This window comes from Candidatus Rokuibacteriota bacterium (assembly GCA_030647435.1).
GTDB lineage: Bacteria > Methylomirabilota > Methylomirabilia > Rokubacteriales > CSP1-6 > AR37.
The window spans coordinates 1-18,357 of sequence record JAUSJX010000095.1 but is presented as its reverse complement, the minus strand read 5'-3'; the positions used below and the strand labels follow the sequence as shown (position 1 = coordinate 18,357).

The following is an 18,357-nucleotide window of genomic DNA, read 5'->3' as shown; positions in this document are numbered from 1 at the left end:
CCACCAGCCGGCGCAGCCGTTCGTCCAGGTGCCGCTCGATCAGCCGGAACCGTCGTCGAATTGCCTTCTCGGCCACCATCCGTGGGATACTTTAACAGCGAGACCCCCTTCACCTGGTACACTTATTTCGTTACGATCCCTAAGCGTCGGGTTGTCATGGGCGAAGCTGCTGTCGTTACGCACACGGTTGAAGGCCTCCATCGTGCTGATGCTGGACTTCAGAATGCGCTCGGTCATCTCCGACTCGATCAGTCCGGCACCCCGGAGTGCTTTCACGTACTCTCCGAAGATGCTGTGGAGCGGTTTGTCTCTGTCCGTGCTGAGGCCGCGCCTCTCCGACAGAGTGCGGATCAATTTCGTGACAAACGTATGTAGCCGATCAAGGCCCGCTTCTGGTTCGTTCTTCTCGATGGAATCACGTACCGCCCTGGCCAAGACTTCGAAGCCTCGCTCGGATCCTTCCGGCGTGATGGCGTCGATCGCATCTACCGGGACACTCTGCCCGAGCCGAGCCGCGATGCGTATGCACGCTTCAAACAGACGATCACGATCAGGGTCGCCGGCGGGCGGCCGGCAGTACTCAAGCAGGTCAGTGGTCAGCTTGCCCACGAGGTAATTCGGTTCCTGTGTCCAGAAAGCGCGCAGACGGTTCGCCTTCGAGCCGCTGGCGTAGTCGTACTTGGCATCGTAGATGTCTCGGCCGGTGCTTTCCGCAACGAATTCCGCGAGCGTCCGGTTCGAGAAGTCGAGAACGTAGCCACTGCCCATCTGGAACTGCCGTTCCAGCTTCGTCTTCTCGATGAAGGTCAGATCGGACATGAGCCTATGTCTGCATGGTGCTACGCACAACGCTCTGCCTCAGCGGCGCCGGCGCGCGCCGCGCGGAGGCAACCGACATCGCGTAGCGGTTGAGGCGTCAGCTGCAAGCAATGGTTAGGAAACAACCCACGTTCCATAGATAACAGCCCTTACTGGATCCCCGTAACTAAGGCCGAGCGCAGCGCTTAGCGACTCACCGGCCACAAACTCAAGAACATTTGTTAAGTCTGAGCCGATGCGCCGGAAGAGCCAGCAGTCCCTACTGTTCTGCGACGCTAGCTTAGTAATCCTAGCATGCCATACCTGACCATTGCCTTTATCGGGCCGTGTATCAGTTGGCTTAAGGGTGTTGCCACCGATGGCATGAGCAGGTATCTCTGTGATCGGCCTGAATAGGCGAGAATCCAAATGTTGGACGGATTTTGTATCAAAGCGCGCGAGCAATACATGTGGAAATCCGCCAGGGTCGATATTTACGTTCATCGTTCCCGGGTGAACACTTGCGGGCCAACCATCTATCACCTTGGTGACTTCACATTGCCCGGGCATTTGGATTACCTCAGAAAACCAACCCTTCCCCTTTTCGTATCTCCCCGCGAACTCCAAAGACTCTGCCATTCCCGTGATTCCTAACGGATCGCCGATAAGCTGTGGGTGCCGAAGGCGACCGTCAGCCTCATCGGCTGGTTGGGCCGCCTTCTTCGACCCGCACTGCTTCACCAAGTCCCAGCTCCTGCAGAATCTGTTGTAGCTCCGCCGCGAGACTTCCCGCGGTGTCGGCCTTCACTGTCACTGTGAACTCCAGGCCAATCCGGAGGTCGGAGCCCGATCGCAGCTTCGGCAGAATCTTCGTCCCGAGACGGTTCCAGATCTCGGGCGGAACCGTTCCGACGAGGCGCAGCGTCTTCGTGGTGGCGCCAGACGCGGGCTCGGGTCCCCGTGCCGGGCTCGGCTCAGGCGCGGCGATGGGTCCGGGGCCGGGCTGGGGACTCGGCCCAGGCACGGGCTCGGGTGGAGCGCCGATCTTGAGCGCCTTCGCCGAATCCTTCCTCAGCAGGAACACGCCAGCATCGAAGGCGACCTCGTCCGGTGCAACCAACTCCTCGAACCACACCCGCTCGTAGCTGCCGTCGGGCTTCCGGCCCGACGCCAGGCCAAAGTCGCCCCGGCTCACGAACTCGACGACCTTGGCTCTAAGGATCGCATCGGGATCCACGAGGCGGGTGAGCGAGCCGTTAAGGAAGCTCTGCCGCAGGCTCGCCAGCGGCCACGCCGCGGACTCCTTCAGCGCCGGCGGCCAGTTGCGCTCGATGTAGCCGGCGCCAACGGACTCGTTGAGGAGCGCCTCGGACTTGAGAGCGGCAATGACCCGGCCGCACAGGGTCTCGCCACTTGAAGAATGCCCCGCGCCGAGATCGATCACCTTGAGGCCGTCGGTCTCCTGCCCGTCGGCAACGACCGCGAAACGATAGTCGCCCCAGACCTCGTCCTTCGCCGCCTCTTCCGCGTCCTTGACCTTCGACCGAAGCTCCGCCAGGTCATTCCTGTCGAACTCACCACCGAGCGTGCCCTCGGCGACCTCGCGCGCCACGCGCTTCCACGCGAGTCCCACCTCCACCTTGTCCCGCAGGTCCCGGCCCGGCTTCTTGAGGCACCAGACGAGCGCGCCCGGATAGAGCCGCGGCGACTTTCCGCGCTGGCGTGTCCACTCGGCGAGCTGCGCGCGCAACGAGCCGCCTCCCGACCATTCCACCTCCGGATCGGCTACGACGAGGGTCAGTCTCGGCGTGTCCGGGATCTCCGCCCCATCGCCCGGGAAGGCCACGACGGGGATGCTCGCGCCGCGCCGGAACTCCTCCTCGACGAGCTTGCGCAGCGCGGGCTTGACCTCTGTCTCCTCGTCGAGCGACGCGCGCCGGTCGCTCACCACCTTCTTCATGGTCGGCTGGTAGCCGATGCGGAAGCCGTCCGCGCCCGTCTTGCGGATGAAGTACGACCTACCTTCGAGAACCAACGCGGCGTTGTCGATCGATGTCGTGTCCAGCTCGGGCTCGCCGAGCGCGAAGCGCAGCTCAGGGAGGTGCGCGACCTTGTCGGTCTGCCCGCCCGACGATTCGAAGAGGATCGCGGTGCCGACGCGCCGGTGGATGTCCTGCAGCGGCCCCTTGGTATCCGCGTCGAGCGCCTTGCTGTGCGCCTGCTCCCCGGCGATGTCCGTGTCGATCGCTGCGATGAGGCGCGACTCGCCGAGCTGACCCAGTACGACGCTCAGGAATCCGGGCTCCGCGAGCGGCGCCGATCCAAGCGTGATGAGCGGCTCCGTGCGAGCCTTGCGGAAACCCTCCTGCGCCGCGATCGAGATCCACTGCGCCAGCATCGCCAGCGTGCCGCGCGTCTGCTGGTACTGCGGCAGTGCCTGCCATTTGCGCTGGAAGACCGAGAGCGTCGCCGGATGGAATGGGTAGCAGGCCTCGAAGCGGCGCTGCAGGAACTCGCGCGCCTTCGCCTCGGTCGCGGCCGAGTCCACGGCGGTCCACTCGGGCGGGAGCTGCGCCCGCCGCTCGAAGCACCAGTCGCCGAAGGCCTTGGCGACGTTCTTCCGAATCTTCTCGCTTCCCAGGTCCTGGAAGAGCCGCCGCCGGACGACCTCGCTGATCTCGGTCTCGTCGTTGGCGATCAGGTCCTTGGCGACGCGCCGCACCACCTTCGAGATCCTGTCCTGCCACTCCTGATCCGACTCCGTCATCTCGACCTGGCTTCGCGGCAGGCTGATCACCGCCGCGCCGTGCGTGGTGCCGGTGGTGGCGACCGTCAGGTTCTGGATGAAGGCGTGGAACGATTCGGCGCTGCCGCGGTGGCGGTTCAGGTAGTTCAGCACTTCATCGAACAACAGGAGCACCGGCGCGCCGGCTGCCTGGAAGACCCGCGCGATGGAGTCGGTGCCGGGCGGCGTGGTCTTGGCCGCGGGACCAAGCGCCTCGACGCCCTTGTCGCCCGCGAGCTGGCGGGCGATGTCGATCCACGGCGTCTCGCGCCCCGGCTGCGGGTCCCAGGCATTGCCCACGAACACGGCGACCTTCGCCTTGGGAACCGATGCGACGCCCGCTTCGCGCACCAGGTCGGCGACCCCGTTGTGGCCGGCCACGGCGTCTCCGTTTTTCGCCAGGTGGTACAGCGTGGTGAGCGTGTGCGTCTTGCCGCCACCGAACTGGGTGATGAGCGTGAGCACCGGCGACGTGTTGTCGGTTCTCCCGGAGAGCCGGCGCAGCACCATCCCCGCGTGCTCGCGCAGCGCCCGCGTGAAGCAAGTGCGCGCGAAGAACTGCGCAGGGTCGCGATAGTCCTCCGGCGCCGTCCCCGCCACGACCTGCTCGAGGGCGATGGCGAACTCGTCCGGGTTGAACGAGCGGCCTTCGCGGACTTCCTTGCGCGGTGTGGCGACCTTGTACCAGGGTTCCATGTCAGCGCTCGTCGGCCTTGGCGCCGCCGGCATCGGCGGGCAACTCGACACTCTCGGGCGGGACCTCGACCACCTGCCCGCCGCGCCAGATCGCGAGGGGCACGCCCAGCTGCCGGTGTCGTTGGATCACCCGGCGGCGAGCTGCGACGATGGCCCGATCAATCGCCGTCCCGTCCCGAATGATGCTCTCGATGTCACGCGATGGTCGTCGGCTCATGCAACCTCCTCGATCCGCTTGCGGATCTCCAGCCACGTCGCCTCATTCAGCACTACCGGCTCACTCGCCCCCGTTCCGTGCGCGATGAGCGGACGGCCGCCGAGGGCACTACCGTCGTACAGCCGCCAGGTCGTGGCGACAGGTCGGTAGAGGCGGTCGAAGTTGACCAGGCTCTTCCCGAACCGCCGCCGGATGACCGGCTCGGGCACGTCGTGACCTCCCGCCTCCACGCGCCGGCGCACCCTGGCCACCGCCAGGTCGGGCGAGGGCAGCCAGAGATAGAAGATATGGACATCGTACCCGACCCCGACCAGTCCCGTCAGCAGTCGGTGGGTCGACCGGCCTGCGAGCGTGCTCTCGAAGGCGAAGTCTTCGCGGGCTCGCGCCAGCTCCTCGATGCGCCGCAGCATGATCCTGCCGGCCACGAATGCCGCCGATTCGGGGCTGAACGCCGCGAGGCCCTGGGCAATCACGTCGGCGTTGACGAAGGCGTCGATCCCCACGGCCTCCTGCAGGAGATCCGGGGCGGACGATGTCTTCCCCGCGCCGTTGGGCCCCGCGATCACGACCGCCTGCGGCGTTCGGTCCGCCCTCATCTCGGCACCGCCAGCAGCATCGCGTCGATCAATCGCTTCTCTTCGCTCCCCTTCGGGTAGAGCGCGGAGAAGGCGTTGGCGAGGCGCAGGAAGTCGGGGCCGCGCTCCTGCTCGGCCTTGAGCAGCGCGCGGAGCGCGTTGGTGCGGCCGCCGGCCTGAAGGAGCATCGCCGCGTGGACGCGGTCGAGGGTCGTCGCCTCGCGGGCGGCAGCCAGGCTTTCGTCGGACACGTCGACGTTGCCTCGTGTCCCGCGGATCCGGCCTCGCCCGCGGATCACGGGAGCAGCGCTGGGCCGCATGTCCGGGAAGAGCATCCCCTGGAGCGGGTTGGTGCCGACGGCCACCGCCTGCTCGAGCCGCGCGGCCACCGCCTGCGCGCCGTCCTCGCCGAAGAGTTGCTTCGCACGCTCGGCGATCGGCAGCAGGCGAACGACGCCCTTCTTGATCTCGATGACACGGCCTTCCCACTTGGGAAGGTCGATGCCAAGCGGCTGCGCGAAGCGGCGCACGACGTCGAAGACCAGCGTGAAACCCTTGGCCTTGCCGCGGGAGGAGCCCTCTTCCTCGTCGTCTTCTTCTGGCTCTTCTCCCTCTCCCTCTGGGAGAGGGTCGGGGTGAGGGTCGCCGTCCGTGCTCTGGAGCGTCCAGAGGAAGAGCGCCGTGAGTCGCGCGTCCTCCTCGACGGCACCGGCGGCGCCGTTGCGGGCCTTGGCTTCGGCGGTGCCGAGCACCTGGGCGAGGGCGCTGCGGCCCACGACTTCCCAGACCTTCTCCAGGTACTCGGCGAGCGCGACCTCGCGCCCGTCGGCGATCTCGACCTTGGCGTAGCGGCTGAAGATCTCTAGCGCCGGGCCGATGCAGGCGAAGACGAGATCGGCGCCGCGGACCCCTTCACCTTGCAAGCGTTCCATCCAGTCGCCGACGCGGTTCGGCAGCTCGCGCAAGACGTCAGCCCAGTCGCCAACGCCCGCATCGTCGCGGCGCGGGCGACAGATGAGGTGGACGCTCGTGGCGAGGGCGGCGGACTCGCGGGCGCGTAAGCGAGTCGCCATCTCGGTGGCGATGGGCCAGGAGCCGGTGATCGTCCAACCACCGCGAATCATGCCGGTGAGCAGCGCTTCCCAACCCTCGGTGGTCTTGTGTGCGAAGACGACTGAGCCGACGCCGTCCTCCCGCAGGACACGGCGCCCCTCGGCGAAGGCGTCGGCCATCCTCTCCTCGAACCATGCGCGATCCTTCGGTCGACCGTTGTCTCGTTTCGTCTCGTCCTGCACCGCTTCGCGTCGCTTTGGCGTCAGCGGGTTCGTCGAGTCGAAAGGATCAACCAGGAGCCGGTGGGCCGGTAAACCGCGCTTCAACCAGACGAAGAAGAAGTCGGACAGATCAGCGTAGGGCACGGCATCGTAGTAGGGCGGGTCCGAGAACCATGCTCCCGCGCTCTCATTCGGAAGAGGATGCTCCACCGCGTCGGCGAGTTGGACCTGGCCGGCTCTCAAGGAGTCGCCGACTCCAACCCACCTCGCGAACACCTCTGTTGTCCCGCTCGTTGCTTCAACTCGGTCACCCAGACTTCCTGTCGACTCTGATGTCGGAACCGCCTCGGCGAAATCCCAGACCATCGATAGCGCCTGGCGTGCGAAGACGTTCTCAACCTTTTCCTGGTCAGCCTGCGGCCGCCACCTCGCCAGGGCGGCGTTGCGGTCCACTACCCCATCGAAGACGAGTCCAAGCAACTCCTGGAGGTCGGGCGACCCGCACCGCTTGATCGCTAGGCCGATGTGCAACAGCGCCACCTTCTGCCGCGCCGTGAAAAGGTCGCCCCAATGGAACATGCCGTACCGCTGCACGCGGAAGCCCAGTGTCCCGATTGGCGGCAGCGGCTCATCCGGCACCGCGCAGAGGCCCGCCTTTCCGCCGCGCTCCCACTCGCCGAGGATCGCCGCGAGCCGCTCCTGCGCCTTGCGGACGGCCTCGTAGTCGCGCTCGGCGGGCAGCCGATAGTGCCGCCCCTTCTCGCCGGGCCGGAGCGTCACCGCGGCAAGCATCCGCGCCCCGCCCGTGCGGCGGCCCTTCGCGTCGAAGACGACATCCGCCCCGCCGCGCTGTGCAGTGAGCTGCGCCCGCACGCGCTCCGGCGGGAGCACCGCGCCGCAGGCGACGCACGTGGCCTTCGCGCGCGTCACCGTGCCGCCGGGCACGTCCTTCTCCGTCTTCGGCTCGAACACCTCGAACTCGACGCGCGGCGGCTCGCCCGCGGGACGCACGACCCGGTGCTTGAGCGCGCGCCTCCGCTTCGCCTTGTTGCAGAGCCAGAACGAACGCGCGAGCGGGATCTCCGCGCCGCAGTTCGGCGACTCGCAGCGCACGGTCCGCGCCCAGAGGTAGGCGATGGGCGTCGCACCGTCCGGGTCCTTGGGGTAGAGGTCGGCCAGCTCCTTCTCCGCCTGCCGTTTGATCTCCGCCCCGACGCGGCGCAGCTCCTCGGCGAGCTTCGGCCCGTGGCGCGGGATGTCCTCGAGCATCACCTTGAGGATGAGACAGGCGACAGGGTTCAAGTCGCTCGCGAACGCCTCGCACCCGAGCCGCAGCGCCTCGAGTGGGATCGAGCCACCCCCCGCGAATGGGTCCACGACCAGCGGCGGCTCCTCGCCGTGCGCCGCCTTCACCAGCGCGCGGCTCACCTCGAGATAGGTGCGTTGCGCCGCGTTATCCCAGTTCGCGAAGTCCGCGATGAACTTGAGCAGCGCTTTGCGCAAGTCCCCGTCCGTGGTGCCCGGATGGCAGCCGCCCACCTGCGGCAAGAGCTTCCTCGCCTGCTCCTTGAACTCCGTCGGGCAGAGCGGATCGCACGGGTCCGGCCACAGCAGCCCGAGCAGCACCGCCCGGCTCGACGCCAGCGGCCGCCGTGCCCACCACAGGTGCAGCGTGCTCGGATGCCCGTGCCGGATCGACTTCTCCCGCGCTGCGTGCCGCGACACCTCGGCAATCGGGAAGTCCACCTCGGCAAGGCGCTTGCAGTCCTTGGGGATCATGCCGCGCCTCTGACGAGTCGCTTCAGGCTGCGCATCGCCCGCTTCAAGCTATCCGCCCGGCCGGCAGCGACCTCCGGCCGCCAATCCCCCGAGGCAAACTCGATGAGCCGGGACGAGTAAGCAGGTCCGACCTGCCGGCCGCTTCCAGGCCGAGGCACCATGTCTTCCCGGATATCCCTGCGGCGCGAGGCTCGCGCCAGGTTGACCATCGTCGCCTTGGGATCGCCCAAGCGTTCCGGATCGGAAGGAAGCCTGCTGCGCGCCACGCTAAGGAAGCTCGCAAGGCGCTCCGCGTCGGCCAGGAGCCATGCCTCGACCTCGCGAACGGCGACCCGAAAGCACAGATACGGCGCCGGCTGCGGCAGCCATGCGTTGCGTAGCGGCAGCGCGCAGTCATTATCGAGGTCGAGGTCCACGAGGACGATCCAGGGCATCCGTTGCGCGGCGTTGTTGTAGCCGGCGATCCTTTGCCGCAGGAAGGATTTGCCCTGCCTGCCGTACACGTCTCCGGGCGTGGCGTCTGCGTGGGCGATGAGCTTGCGCACCACCGCTTCGTCCACGATTCCCTCCACCGCCGCTGCGATCACGGTGCCGCCCGCCATCTTCACGAATCCCCGAACAAGGTCAGTTGGTCTGCGTGCGCGGGGCGCGTTTTCGGTATGACGGCATCGGCGAGTGTCATCCCACCTTGAAGAAGGTCGCGGATCTCCTGGAAGGCGCCGGCAGGCGCCACCTCGGTGCCTTCGCTACCCGGACGCAGCAGCAGCACCTCGTCGAGCCCGATGCCCTCATCGCGAAGCAGATCGGGGGAATGGGTGCTGAGGATGATCTGCCTTCCCGTGCGGCGCTGGACGCGGGCGAACATCTGTGGCAGGTATCGCACGATCTCGGGATGAAGCGACAGCTCCGGTTCTTCTAGCAGGAGCGGCCCGCCCCCCTCCATCGCCACCCACAACAGCCCCATGAGACGCAGGGTGCCGTCGGAAAACTGATCCTCGGTCTGCCACGCGCCTTGCGGGCGCCAGTGCTCGTATTTCCCCCGCAGGTGCGGGGTGCCGCGATCATCCCGTGCGAGCTCGATCTCCGCGAGCTGGGGAACGGCCACGCGCAGCGCGTCGCGGATCCGATTCAGGCGGGCAACACGCGTTCTTTCCTGTGTCTTGGCAATCTGCTCGAGAAAATCGCCACCGAACGGATCGTTCGGACGTCCGACCGAGCGGTCCGGCTCGCGGACGAGCTGCGGGACGATGTGCAGATACCGGACCGACTCGAAGAAGGACGCGAGCTCCCGAAAGGAGCGGTTGACGTTAACCTGCTCGAGGTGCGTCTGCGTCAACCGCGCTGGATCCTGCTCATCATCGGCGCTCGGACGCTCCAGCAGCGTCTGCCCGTCTCGAACCACCTTCTCTTTGCGGATGCGCGCCCGGCGCTGCGCGTCCTGATTGAAGGCGAGTTCGTACTCCCATCGGATTGCCGCCTGCGGCGGCTCGACGACGACGCGAAGCTCGATGTCGGGATAGCGGCGCGCGGCCAGACACCGGATGACGCTCACCCCGCCGCGGCGGCGGATCGCCTCCTGGAAGCCACCGCCAGGCGAGGCCAGATCCCGCAGGAAGCGGAAGACGTCCAGCAAATTAGATTTCCCGGCGGCGTTCGGTCCGACGAGGAAGACGCGGTTCTGGAGATCGACTTCGATCCGCGCGAAGTTCTTCCAGTTCTGCAGCCGGAGGCTTGAAAATCTTAGCGACTCGGTCTTTTCACTCATCCGGCCCCTCCTTCTGCCAGTTGTTTGCTGTCTGCCGAGCGGCGCCCCGGCGATGCCGCCTGCTCGGATGCCCACGTCGGATCGACTTCTCCCGCCCCGCGTGCCGCAACACCTCCGCGATCAGCAAGTCCACCTCAGTGAGCCGCTTGCAGTCCTTGGGGATCACGCAGTGCCCCCTTGCGGCTCTGCCACCCCGACCGACGGCCGAGGTCGCATCCTGAATACCCACACCCCGCCCGCGCATATATTTGAGCGCGCGGTTATATGATAACCGCGCGCGGTTAATTTATGCGCGGCGCTCATACCACGCCCCCTTCTTGGTTCCATGGCGGGCTAGGCGGCCGCTCTCCGTCAGCCGCTGAAGGAGCCGGTAGGCTTGGTCGGGCGAGAGCTTGCACAGCCCCGCCGCTTCAGCCCGGGTGATGCGGCCGTGCTTTGCCACGTACTGGAGCACCATCTGCTCCTGCTGCACCGGCTCGAAGCCGCGCTGGTGCACATACGCGGCCTTCTCGCCGAGCCGCCGGTAGGTCGCCGCGGCAAGGTGCCAGCTCCGCCCCTTGCGCTCGCCGCGCGCCTCAGCGAGCCCCGCCTCGGCCAGGCGCTTGCAGTCCTTGGGGATCACCGGCCCTTCCTTCCCTTGCTGGTCTTCTTGCGGCTCCCGGATCGTGGCGCGCCGGGCCCCGAATCGGGCGGCTTCACGGGCGAAACGGGCGGTCGCCCGGAAGCATGGGCGGTTGCCACCGCCAGCCCCGCCCCCGTCGTCCTGTACCTCTGCACGCGGCTTCTCGGTTTGTCGGGGATGGTGTAGGCCAGCAGTCCGCCTTCAATGAGAGGCCGGATGAGACCATCGCGGAACTTGGTGCGGTTCTGCCGTCCGATGGCGCTCATCAACTCGATCAGAGAGCGTTCTTTCCGGCACAGTCGTAAGATCTTCGACTCGGTCCCGACTTAGTCCCGACTTGGTCCCGACTTGGTCCCCAGACTCGCTCCTTGAAGCTCCCGCCGCGCCGCCGGCGACCAACGGCGCCCTGAAGGTGACGACGAGGAACCCCTGCTTTTTCTCGAACACCGGAGGCGGCGCGCCGTGCTTCGCGCACATCTCGATCACGCGGTTGGTGCCGCGACCCCAGACCTCCACCGCACTTCTCCCGCGCCGCGTGCCGCGACACCTCGGCGATCGGGAAGTCCACGCCGGCGAGGCGCTTGCAGTCCTTGGGGATCATTGCCGGCCCTTGCCCTTCTTCCTGCGAGAGGGGCCGCCCTCGCGGCGCAAATCCGGCGGGAGCGGTCGAGAAACAGGCGGTCGCCCGTTTGATCGGGCAACCGCCCGTTTCTCTTGGGCGGCCACGTAATACGCGCCCCGCCCTTCGCCCCGGCGCAGGAGGAGGCCGCGCGCGACGAACCCGGCGGGCAGGCGCCTGGCCTTCGCGTCGATCTGCGTGACGGTGCGTTGCCGGCTCATCTCGTGTCGCCTTTGTCAGGTTTGTGTCGGGTTCCCCGGTCGGAGGCTCCGGTGTCGGCTTTGTCGGGTTTGTGTCGGGTTTGCCGCCTGAGCACGTAGTGGATGGATCGCCCCGTGGTGCCGCGTTTCTCGAGCACGCCCTTCGCCGTCAGTTCCTCGAAGTCCCGCAGCGCGGTACGATCCGTGATGCCGGCCAGGGCCTGGTACTCCCGGTTGGTGATGCGCCCGTTTTTCCGGACCAGGGCCACGGCCTGCTTCTGGCGCTCGTTCAGGCCGAGGGCATCGATGGCCTTCTGCGTCAGCCAATCCCGCCACAGGGTGATGACGAACTGCCCGCCGTCCTGCCGGAACTCGGGCTCTGGCAAGCCGACCTCCCGGCACCGGGCGATCATGTCCAACGTGCCGGTGCCGGCCCGTTCGATGTAGCGGGCGAGGAAGAGCGGTTCGCTGATGAGCGGGTTGTGCGGAATGGATGGGTGCGGCACGCGCAACTGCGCCAGGGTCAGAGCGGGCGGAAGTTCACCGGGGTTCCAGACCTCCAGCCGGTCGGCGAAGAGCATCACCTGGACGCTGGCGTTGCTTGTGTAGTCGCGGTGCGCCACGGCGTTGACGAGGGCCTCGGCCACAGCCTCGCGGGGCAGCTCGTACTCGACCGGCGCCTGCGGACCCTTGGCGCGCGTGCCCACGGCCCGGGTGATCTTGGACATGACGAAGTCCACCGCCTGATCCACCAACTCGAACACCGTGCCCTGGTAGACCTGGTAGGACGGAATGGGTTTGCGGACCTCGGTGCCGTGGAAGTGCAGGCACTTGACCTCGGAGCTGAGCAGAAAGCGTTGCGGCTGGCTTCCGAAAAGGAGCATGGCCGCGTAGCTCGGCTGGCCGGCGTCGAGCAGGTTGAGGTGGGCCAACGCCTCGGCCGGCGGCGTGCCTTCACCGAGCGGGTATTGCCGCTCCCGGCGAGCCATGCCGAGAAACCACTTCACCTTCTCCGGGGAGATGTCAGCCAGGGTGGCGTCCGGACAGGCCGCCGCGTCGAAGGGTCGGGTGCGGAGCTTGCCGGTTCGCTCCAGATGCTCGACGAGGCTCGCGTAGAGAGCCGCGGTAAGGTCGGGAATGCCGGTGAAGCGACGACGGATGAGCTGCGTGCCCGCCTTGCTCATCAGCGATCGCATCTTTGGATGCCGGTGTGCATCGAGCGCTCCCTTGACGAAGATGAGCCGGACCTTGCCACGGGCAGTGGCGTGGTCGAACTCGCGCTCCGTCGGCGACACGCCCGCAGCATCCTCGCCGCCATACTCGTTGCCGAGTAGCCCGAGGTAGATGCCGCAGCGCGCCACCTCGTCCAGGTACACGTTGTCCGCCCGGCGATCGGAAGCCGGCAGGTCTTCGAAGAGAAAGACATCGAAGAAGCGCCGCAACAAGGCATCCCCGCGTACGAAATCCCGGACGGCCTGCCGCTCGGCCCGCAGTTCCTTCTGCACGCTGCTGACGAAGATGAAGTCGCTCATCCGTCCCTTGCCGAAGTCAAGAGCCTCCTCCATACGGCGGGGAATCCTCGCGCACCTGCATGGGCTTCGTCATCGCGTTCACGGCCAGGTAGTAGTGCGCCACCTTCGTCACCTCGTTCCAGTCGAGGCGCGCCGGGTCGCGGATCGGCTCCTGGAGTCGTGGCGCATTGTCGCAGTCGGTGACGACGTAGAGCCAGAAACAGTCGGGACGGTCTTCTGCCACGCGTCGCTCATTGGGCGTGAGCAGGATCGTGCCGGTCGTCGCGCCAAGCCCCTTCACCTCGATGAGGCGCAGCTCTCCGGAAGCAAGATCGAGGCTCGTGACGTCGTAGCCCAGGTTCTTCTCGGAGACGTCGTAGACCTGACGGCCCTGCGCCCGCTCGTGCTCCATGACCACGCGCATGGCGATGGCTTCGGTCTCGAAGTTCGGCCTGAGGCGCCGTACCTCAGGCGCCTCGCGCTCGGGGTGTGGCAGCACGAGGACGCTCGCGAGCCGCTCGACGGCCTGGAGCGTGAGCGCCCGCTGGCGATCGAGGTCGATCCGGCGGCGCTCGCGGCGGGCAAGCAGCTCCGCATGGCGGGTCTCGGTCTGGGCGAGTCGTCCCTCGGCGCCGGGAAGCTTCTGCTCCACATCGGACGCCGCCCGGCCGATCTCCTCGTCCGCGCGCTGGAGCAGCTCGGTGAGCGAAAGCTCGACGTGGGCGCTGACCCGCTCGACCTCGGAGAGGCGATCCTTGCGTGTCTCTTCGAGGAACGGTGCGAGCGCGTGCTCGTGAAGCCAGGTCGTCGCCTCGGGGAGGGTCGCGACCGCGGGCATCTCGGCCGGAGGGTCCGCAGGCACGAAGTTGCCGAGCAGGCCGGGCTCTTGGAGCCGAGGTTCGCCGTCCTCGGGGATCTCCACCGCGAAGAGCCGCTCGTGGACCACCTGCCCGAGTCCATCCACCACACGCGTCCGGTAGAAGTCGATGCGCGCCGGGCTTTCGTGCTGGAGCGAGTGGAAGGTCGCGCCCGTGCCGAGCACGTCGAGCGCCCGCGCGTGGGTGTGCCGCCGGATCGCCTCGAAGAGCGGATGGCCGGGCGTGACCCACTCCAGCTTCTCGTTCTCGGCGGCCTCGCGGTCGGTAGAACAGCGCGGATAGCGGTCTGCGAGGGCCGGGAGCTTCCAGTCCAGGTCCTTCTCGTAACGACGGAGGATCGAGGGCGTGCGCGCCGGCTCGAAGGCGTGCGGCACGCTCGGGACCATCTTGAGCGAGAGTGGCACGAACTCGGCCGCCTCACGGAGGAAACGTGCGATGGTCTCCGGCACGACGCGCCGCTCCTGCGCCCGCGCGCGCCGCTCGATCAGCATCTCGAGGTTGAGCTTCTTGCTCGCGAGCCCCTCGAGGGCGTTCTGGCAGATGGCGCGAAACTGCCCCTCGTCGACATCGCGGAGCATGCGCTCCTCGAGATCGGCGTCGCCGAGCTTTCCGGCGTAGTAGTCGCGCAGCACGCGCTCGACGTGGGCCGCAGGCAGGACCTCGCCGACGACGTTGAACACGGCGTCGTCGTCCAGCGCGTCGCGGATCTCCTTCAGCTTTTCGTGCAGCCGCTGCAGGACGCGGCCTTCGATGGTGTTGGTGGCCACGAAGTTGAAGATCAGGCAGTCCTTGCGCTGGCCGTAGCGGTGGATGCGGCCCATTCGCTGTTCGAGGCGGTTCGGGTTCCAGGGGATGTCGTAGTTGAAGAGGATGTTGCAGACCTGAAGGTTGATCCCCTCGCCCGCGGCCTCGGTGGCGACCAGAACCTGGATCTCGCCTTCGCGGAACTGCTGCTCGGCGTGGAGGCGGGTGCCCGGCTCGTCACGCGAGCCTGACTTCATGCCGCCGTGGATGCAGCCGACGCGGAAACCCCAGGTCTTGAGGCGACCCATGAGGTAGTCCAGCGTGTCCTTGAACTCGGTGAAAAGGAGCAGGCGCTGGTCCGCGTGGTCGAAGAATCCCTCCTTCTGGAGCAGCGCTTTGAGTTCCGAGAGCTTCGCCTCCGTGCCCGCATCCTCGACCGCCTGGGCCTGGACGGCCAGGCGCCGCAGCTCCTGGACCTCCTGGCGCACCTGGTCGGCGCTCCCCGCGAGTGTGATCGCTTCGAGCAGCGCCTCCAGCCGGTCGCGCTCGCTCTCCTCCATCTCCTCCAGCTCTTCCGGATCGGGGAGATCCGGCGGCGCCTGGCGGGCGAGATCCTGCGCGCGCTTGAGCCCCTCTTCGAGGCGGCGTGCGCGGTTCTCGAGCGAACGCCGCATGGCGTAGGTGCTCGACGCGAGCCGCCGCTGGTAGAGAGACATCAGGAAGCCGATCGCGCGCGCGCGGGGGTCCTCGCCCTCGGCTGCGGCGCGGGCGCTCTCGCGTTTCACGAAGCGCGTCACGTCGCGGTAGAGGTCGAACTCCGCGCCGTCAATCTGGAAGTCCACCGTGTGCGGGATGCGCTTGGTGAAGATCGGCTTGGCGGCCCAGGTCCCGTCCGTCCGCCGTTCGGGGAAGTAGACCATCGCCTCCTTGGTGCGGCGCAGGTAGAAGGGCGCGCGCCGGCGGTTCATGGCCTCGCGAATCGACTTCACATCGGCATAGCAGTCGGCGTCGAGGAGTTGCAGGAACAGGCTGAAGTTCTCCGGATCGCCCTTGTGTGGGGTCGCCGTGAGCAGGAGCATGTGGTCCGAGGTGTCGCGCAGCAGCTCGCCCAGCTTGTAGCGCAGGCTCTTGTGCGACTCGTCGGAGGCTGACATGCGGTGCGCCTCGTCCACGATCACGAGATCCCAGTGGACCTGGCGCAGCCCGGGAAGGATATCGGCGCGCTTCGCGAGGTCGAGCGAGGTGATGACGCGGCTGCGCTCGAGCCATTGGTTCACGCCGAACTGGTCGCGGATGTCCTGGCCTTTGAGGACAAGGAACTTGGTATCGAACTTCTCCTTCAGCTCGCGCTGCCACTGGAAGGCGAGGTTCGCGGGGCAGACGATCAGGATGCGCTCGGCGAGGCCGCGCAGTTCCAGCTCGCGGATGAGCAGGCCCGACATGATGGTCTTGCCCGCGCCGGCGTCGTCGGCCAGCAGAAAGCGTACGCGTGCCAGCTTGAGCAGGTAGTCGTAGACCGCTTCGAGCTGATGCGGCAGCGGATCCACGCGCGAGATCGAAAGCCCGAAGTAGGGATCGAACTCGTAGGCGATGCCGAGCGCGTAGGCCTGGAGACCAAGCCGCAACAGGCGTCCGTCGCCGTCGAACGAGTGTTCCGCGTCGAGAACCGTGAGGCGATCGAGATCGGTGCCGGTCAGCGTGACCTTGCGAAACCGCTCGGACTGCGTCCCCACGAGACCGACCACCCAGCTCGCCGGCCCGTTGGCCAGCACAGTCTCGACCCGCATCGGCTCGCTGAAGAGCGAGCCGGTGAGGATCTGGCCCGGGCTGACGGGAGGCAAGCGAGTCATCGTGCTGGACCTCCCATCAAATGCAACCTCTCACGACTGATGTTTCCAGTGGTTACCGCGCACGATGGTCTCGGAGCGCTACGCAGGCGGCCTAACGTTGCCGCTCAACCGCCGGCGAAGCCGGCCGGCTGAAGCGGTTTCTTATCCGTCGGACTTGAGCCAGCACACATGAAAAGACCGGCGCCAGCGACGTTCCCGATGTCCGCCTATTTGCAACGAAGAGTCAAGTTCGACGTGGCGACGGCCGTCACAGTCCCAGTCCACATGCCGTCTCGGAACAACACCCCGCCCCATACCGGACTAGCGGCGAAGGTGAGTTTCTCTGTGCCGTCTTCCACGCTGAGCTTCCCCGTTAGGGGCAGGTCGCGGTTTTGATACGTAGCCGAGCCCTCTCCGTAAAAGGTGCCAGTCACGTCCGCTCCCTTCACGGTCTTCACCGTAAGGTAGACTTTGCCCTCGCCAAAGCTGGGATGCCTCCATTTCCCTTCGCAACGCCCCGGTGAGAGGTTTGATCCGGCGGCCGAGGACGCAGCAGCGTCTGTCGGCGCACCTGAGGGCACCGGCGCCGTGGGCGCTTTCTCGACAACGGGCGACGAGACCCGAGTGAGGCTCCAGGTTCCGCGGTCGCGGTTGTTTGGGTTGTAGTAGGTCGCCTCGATTCGGTCCTGTCCGTAGAGTATGAACTCGAGAGTGGAGCCGCCAGCGGAGGTAAAGTTGAGCTTGGCGTCCTTGAGCATTCCCCGTGCGATGAAACCTGGCACCACGGCGTTCGTCAGCTTCGCGTCGAAGCTAGCCCGCTGCGGATCGATGGGAACGACGGGGTCCCTCCCGATGGCGACCTTTTCCAGCGTGCCGCTGGAAGTCGGGTTGATATCGCTCCGCCACGTTCCCTGCCACTCTCCGAAGAACGCGTCACTGGTGGCTGGATTGGAACGTGGCGGCAAGGGTGCGCACCCGCTCAGGGCTATGAGTGCCGCCGCCATCAAGCACAGGTTAGTCTTCTTCATACTGCCCCTCCCTGGTTCGTGTGACTCCCAGCATCGCTGAATGGGTCCCGAGAGCCGCCCAGCTCGCGTCCTGCCCGACCACCTCTCCGTGCCGGAGTATACGATCGCTGTAGAGTTCACGCCGTCAGGCCGTGGTCGCTTATAGGGATCTGCAACCTCCCGGGTCCTTCCGGCCTGCATCGCTCAGGTTGTGTACGGATAACGAACTATACAGAAGTGGATGGCACCCCGAACACTGCCGCGCCGGACAGCCTAGGACGGGCGGAGCGGGATCGGCGCCGGCTACGAAAGTCATTCTCGGCACGGGATTGCCACTCGTCCGCGCCAGCACGGTGCCGGGTTATGCAGGTCTGTACAATCCAGCGAACGGCGGGAAGCCGGCATGGCGGAAGGGTAGCACTATACCCGACCATGCCACTCCCCTACTTCTCGCTGGACAGCACCAGCGTGCCAGCCGCCGACAGCATGCCGCCCATGCCGTTGACGAGGGAGACCTTGCAGTTGGGTACCTGGCGGGGGCCGCATTCGCCGCGGAGCTGGCGGGCCGCCTCGATGATGGGGAAGATGCCGTACATGCCGGAGTGGGTGTAGGAGAGGCCGCCGCCGTTGGTGTTGATGGGCAGCGAGCCGCCGGGGGTGGATTTGCCGTTGTCGAAGAAGTGGACGCCCTCGCCCGGCTTACAGAAGCCCAAGGACTCGAGCATGATCGGCGGCCCCGAGGTGAAGGCGTCGTAGAACATGAGGTGGTTGAAGTCCTTGTGGGTGACGCCGGCCATCGTGAAGGCCTTGCCGCCGGACATGCGCGTGGCCTCGCTGAAGGTCAGGTTCTTCATCTGCGTCAGCATCACGTGCTCGGTCGCCTCGCCCGCGCCGCGGACGTAGACGGGCTTCTTGGCGCAGTCCTTCGCGCGGTCGGCGCGCGTCAGTACGACGGCGCCGCCCGCGTCGGTCACGAGGCAGATGTTCAGGACATTGAACGGGTAGCAGATGGGGCGCGAGTTGAGCACATCCGCAATGGTGATGGGCTCGCGGTTCTT

General features: G+C 66.7%; 12 protein-coding genes. All 12 read right to left on the bottom strand.

Annotated features, from left to right (window positions below):
* Nucleotides 1-39: 39 nt before the first annotated feature.
* Complete coding sequence (locus tag Q7W02_16775) at nucleotides 40-819, bottom strand: abortive infection family protein (protein ID MDO8477814.1); 780 nt, start codon at nucleotides 817-819, stop codon at nucleotides 40-42.
* Nucleotides 820-1,495: 676 nt separating this feature from the next.
* On the bottom strand, nucleotides 1,496-4,279 hold the full coding sequence (locus Q7W02_16770) for a DUF499 domain-containing protein (GenBank protein ID MDO8477813.1): 2,784 nt from the start codon (nucleotides 4,277-4,279) through the stop codon (nucleotides 1,496-1,498).
* Between the two features lies 1 nt (nucleotide 4,280).
* Nucleotides 4,281-4,496, bottom strand: coding sequence for a hypothetical protein (locus Q7W02_16765; protein ID MDO8477812.1), 216 nt, complete (start codon nucleotides 4,494-4,496; stop codon nucleotides 4,281-4,283).
* Nucleotides 4,493-5,092, bottom strand: coding sequence for a zeta toxin family protein (locus Q7W02_16760; GenBank protein ID MDO8477811.1), 600 nt, complete (start codon nucleotides 5,090-5,092; stop codon nucleotides 4,493-4,495). Before Q7W02_16760 ends, Q7W02_16765 begins: the two co-directional genes overlap by 4 nt.
* On the bottom strand, nucleotides 5,089-8,124 hold the full coding sequence (locus tag Q7W02_16755; protein ID MDO8477810.1) for a DUF1156 domain-containing protein: 3,036 nt from the start codon (nucleotides 8,122-8,124) through the stop codon (nucleotides 5,089-5,091). Before Q7W02_16755 ends, Q7W02_16760 begins: the two co-directional genes overlap by 4 nt.
* The gene (locus Q7W02_16750; protein ID MDO8477809.1) at nucleotides 8,121-8,726 is read right to left on the bottom strand and encodes a hypothetical protein; all 606 of its coding nucleotides are present in this window, start codon (nucleotides 8,724-8,726) and stop codon (nucleotides 8,121-8,123) included. The genes Q7W02_16755 and Q7W02_16750 overlap by 4 nt, the downstream gene beginning before the upstream one ends.
* 2 nt (nucleotides 8,727-8,728) lie before the next feature.
* Nucleotides 8,729-9,889 (bottom strand): ATP-binding protein, encoded by a 1,161-nt coding sequence (locus tag Q7W02_16745; GenBank protein ID MDO8477808.1) that lies wholly within the window; start codon nucleotides 9,887-9,889, stop codon nucleotides 8,729-8,731.
* Nucleotides 9,890-10,175: 286 nt separating this feature from the next.
* Nucleotides 10,176-10,511, bottom strand: a complete 336-nt coding sequence (locus tag Q7W02_16740) for a hypothetical protein (GenBank protein ID MDO8477807.1) — start codon at nucleotides 10,509-10,511, stop codon at nucleotides 10,176-10,178.
* A gap of 836 nt (nucleotides 10,512-11,347) precedes the next feature.
* Complete coding sequence (locus Q7W02_16735) at nucleotides 11,348-12,895, bottom strand: ATP-binding protein (protein MDO8477806.1); 1,548 nt, start codon at nucleotides 12,893-12,895, stop codon at nucleotides 11,348-11,350.
* A complete protein-coding gene (locus Q7W02_16730; protein MDO8477805.1) occupies nucleotides 12,879-16,313 on the bottom strand; it encodes a helicase-related protein in 3,435 nt (1,144 codons plus the stop codon). The genes Q7W02_16735 and Q7W02_16730 overlap by 17 nt, the downstream gene beginning before the upstream one ends.
* A gap of 206 nt (nucleotides 16,314-16,519) precedes the next feature.
* Entirely contained in the window at nucleotides 16,520-17,320 is an 801-nt protein-coding gene (locus Q7W02_16725) for a hypothetical protein (protein ID MDO8477804.1), read from the bottom strand.
* Nucleotides 17,321-17,742: 422 nt separating this feature from the next.
* On the bottom strand, nucleotides 17,743-18,357 hold a 615-nt coding region (locus tag Q7W02_16720; protein ID MDO8477803.1), incomplete at its 5' end, for a thiolase.

Bases quoted from the DNA above. Each gene is read 5' to 3' on its own strand.
- Q7W02_16775 (MDO8477814.1), bottom strand. From the start codon at position 819: ATGTCCGATCTGACCTTCATCGAGAAGACGAAGCTGGAACGGCAGTTC.
- Q7W02_16770 (MDO8477813.1), bottom strand. From the start codon at position 4,279: ATGGAACCCTGGTACAAGGTCGCCACACCGCGCAAGGAAGTCCGCGAA.
- Q7W02_16765 (MDO8477812.1), bottom strand. From the start codon at position 4,496: ATGAGCCGACGACCATCGCGTGACATCGAGAGCATCATTCGGGACGGG.
- Q7W02_16760 (MDO8477811.1), bottom strand. From the start codon at position 5,092: ATGAGGGCGGACCGAACGCCGCAGGCGGTCGTGATCGCGGGGCCCAAC.
- Q7W02_16755 (MDO8477810.1), bottom strand. From the start codon at position 8,124: ATGATCCCCAAGGACTGCAAGCGCCTTGCCGAGGTGGACTTCCCGATT.
- Q7W02_16750 (MDO8477809.1), bottom strand. From the start codon at position 8,726: ATGGCGGGCGGCACCGTGATCGCAGCGGCGGTGGAGGGAATCGTGGAC.
- Q7W02_16745 (MDO8477808.1), bottom strand. From the start codon at position 9,889: ATGAGTGAAAAGACCGAGTCGCTAAGATTTTCAAGCCTCCGGCTGCAG.
- Q7W02_16735 (MDO8477806.1), bottom strand. From the start codon at position 12,895: ATGGAGGAGGCTCTTGACTTCGGCAAGGGACGGATGAGCGACTTCATC.
- Q7W02_16730 (MDO8477805.1), bottom strand. From the start codon at position 16,313: ATGACTCGCTTGCCTCCCGTCAGCCCGGGCCAGATCCTCACCGGCTCG.
- Q7W02_16725 (MDO8477804.1), bottom strand. From the start codon at position 17,320: ATGAAGAAGACTAACCTGTGCTTGATGGCGGCGGCACTCATAGCCCTG.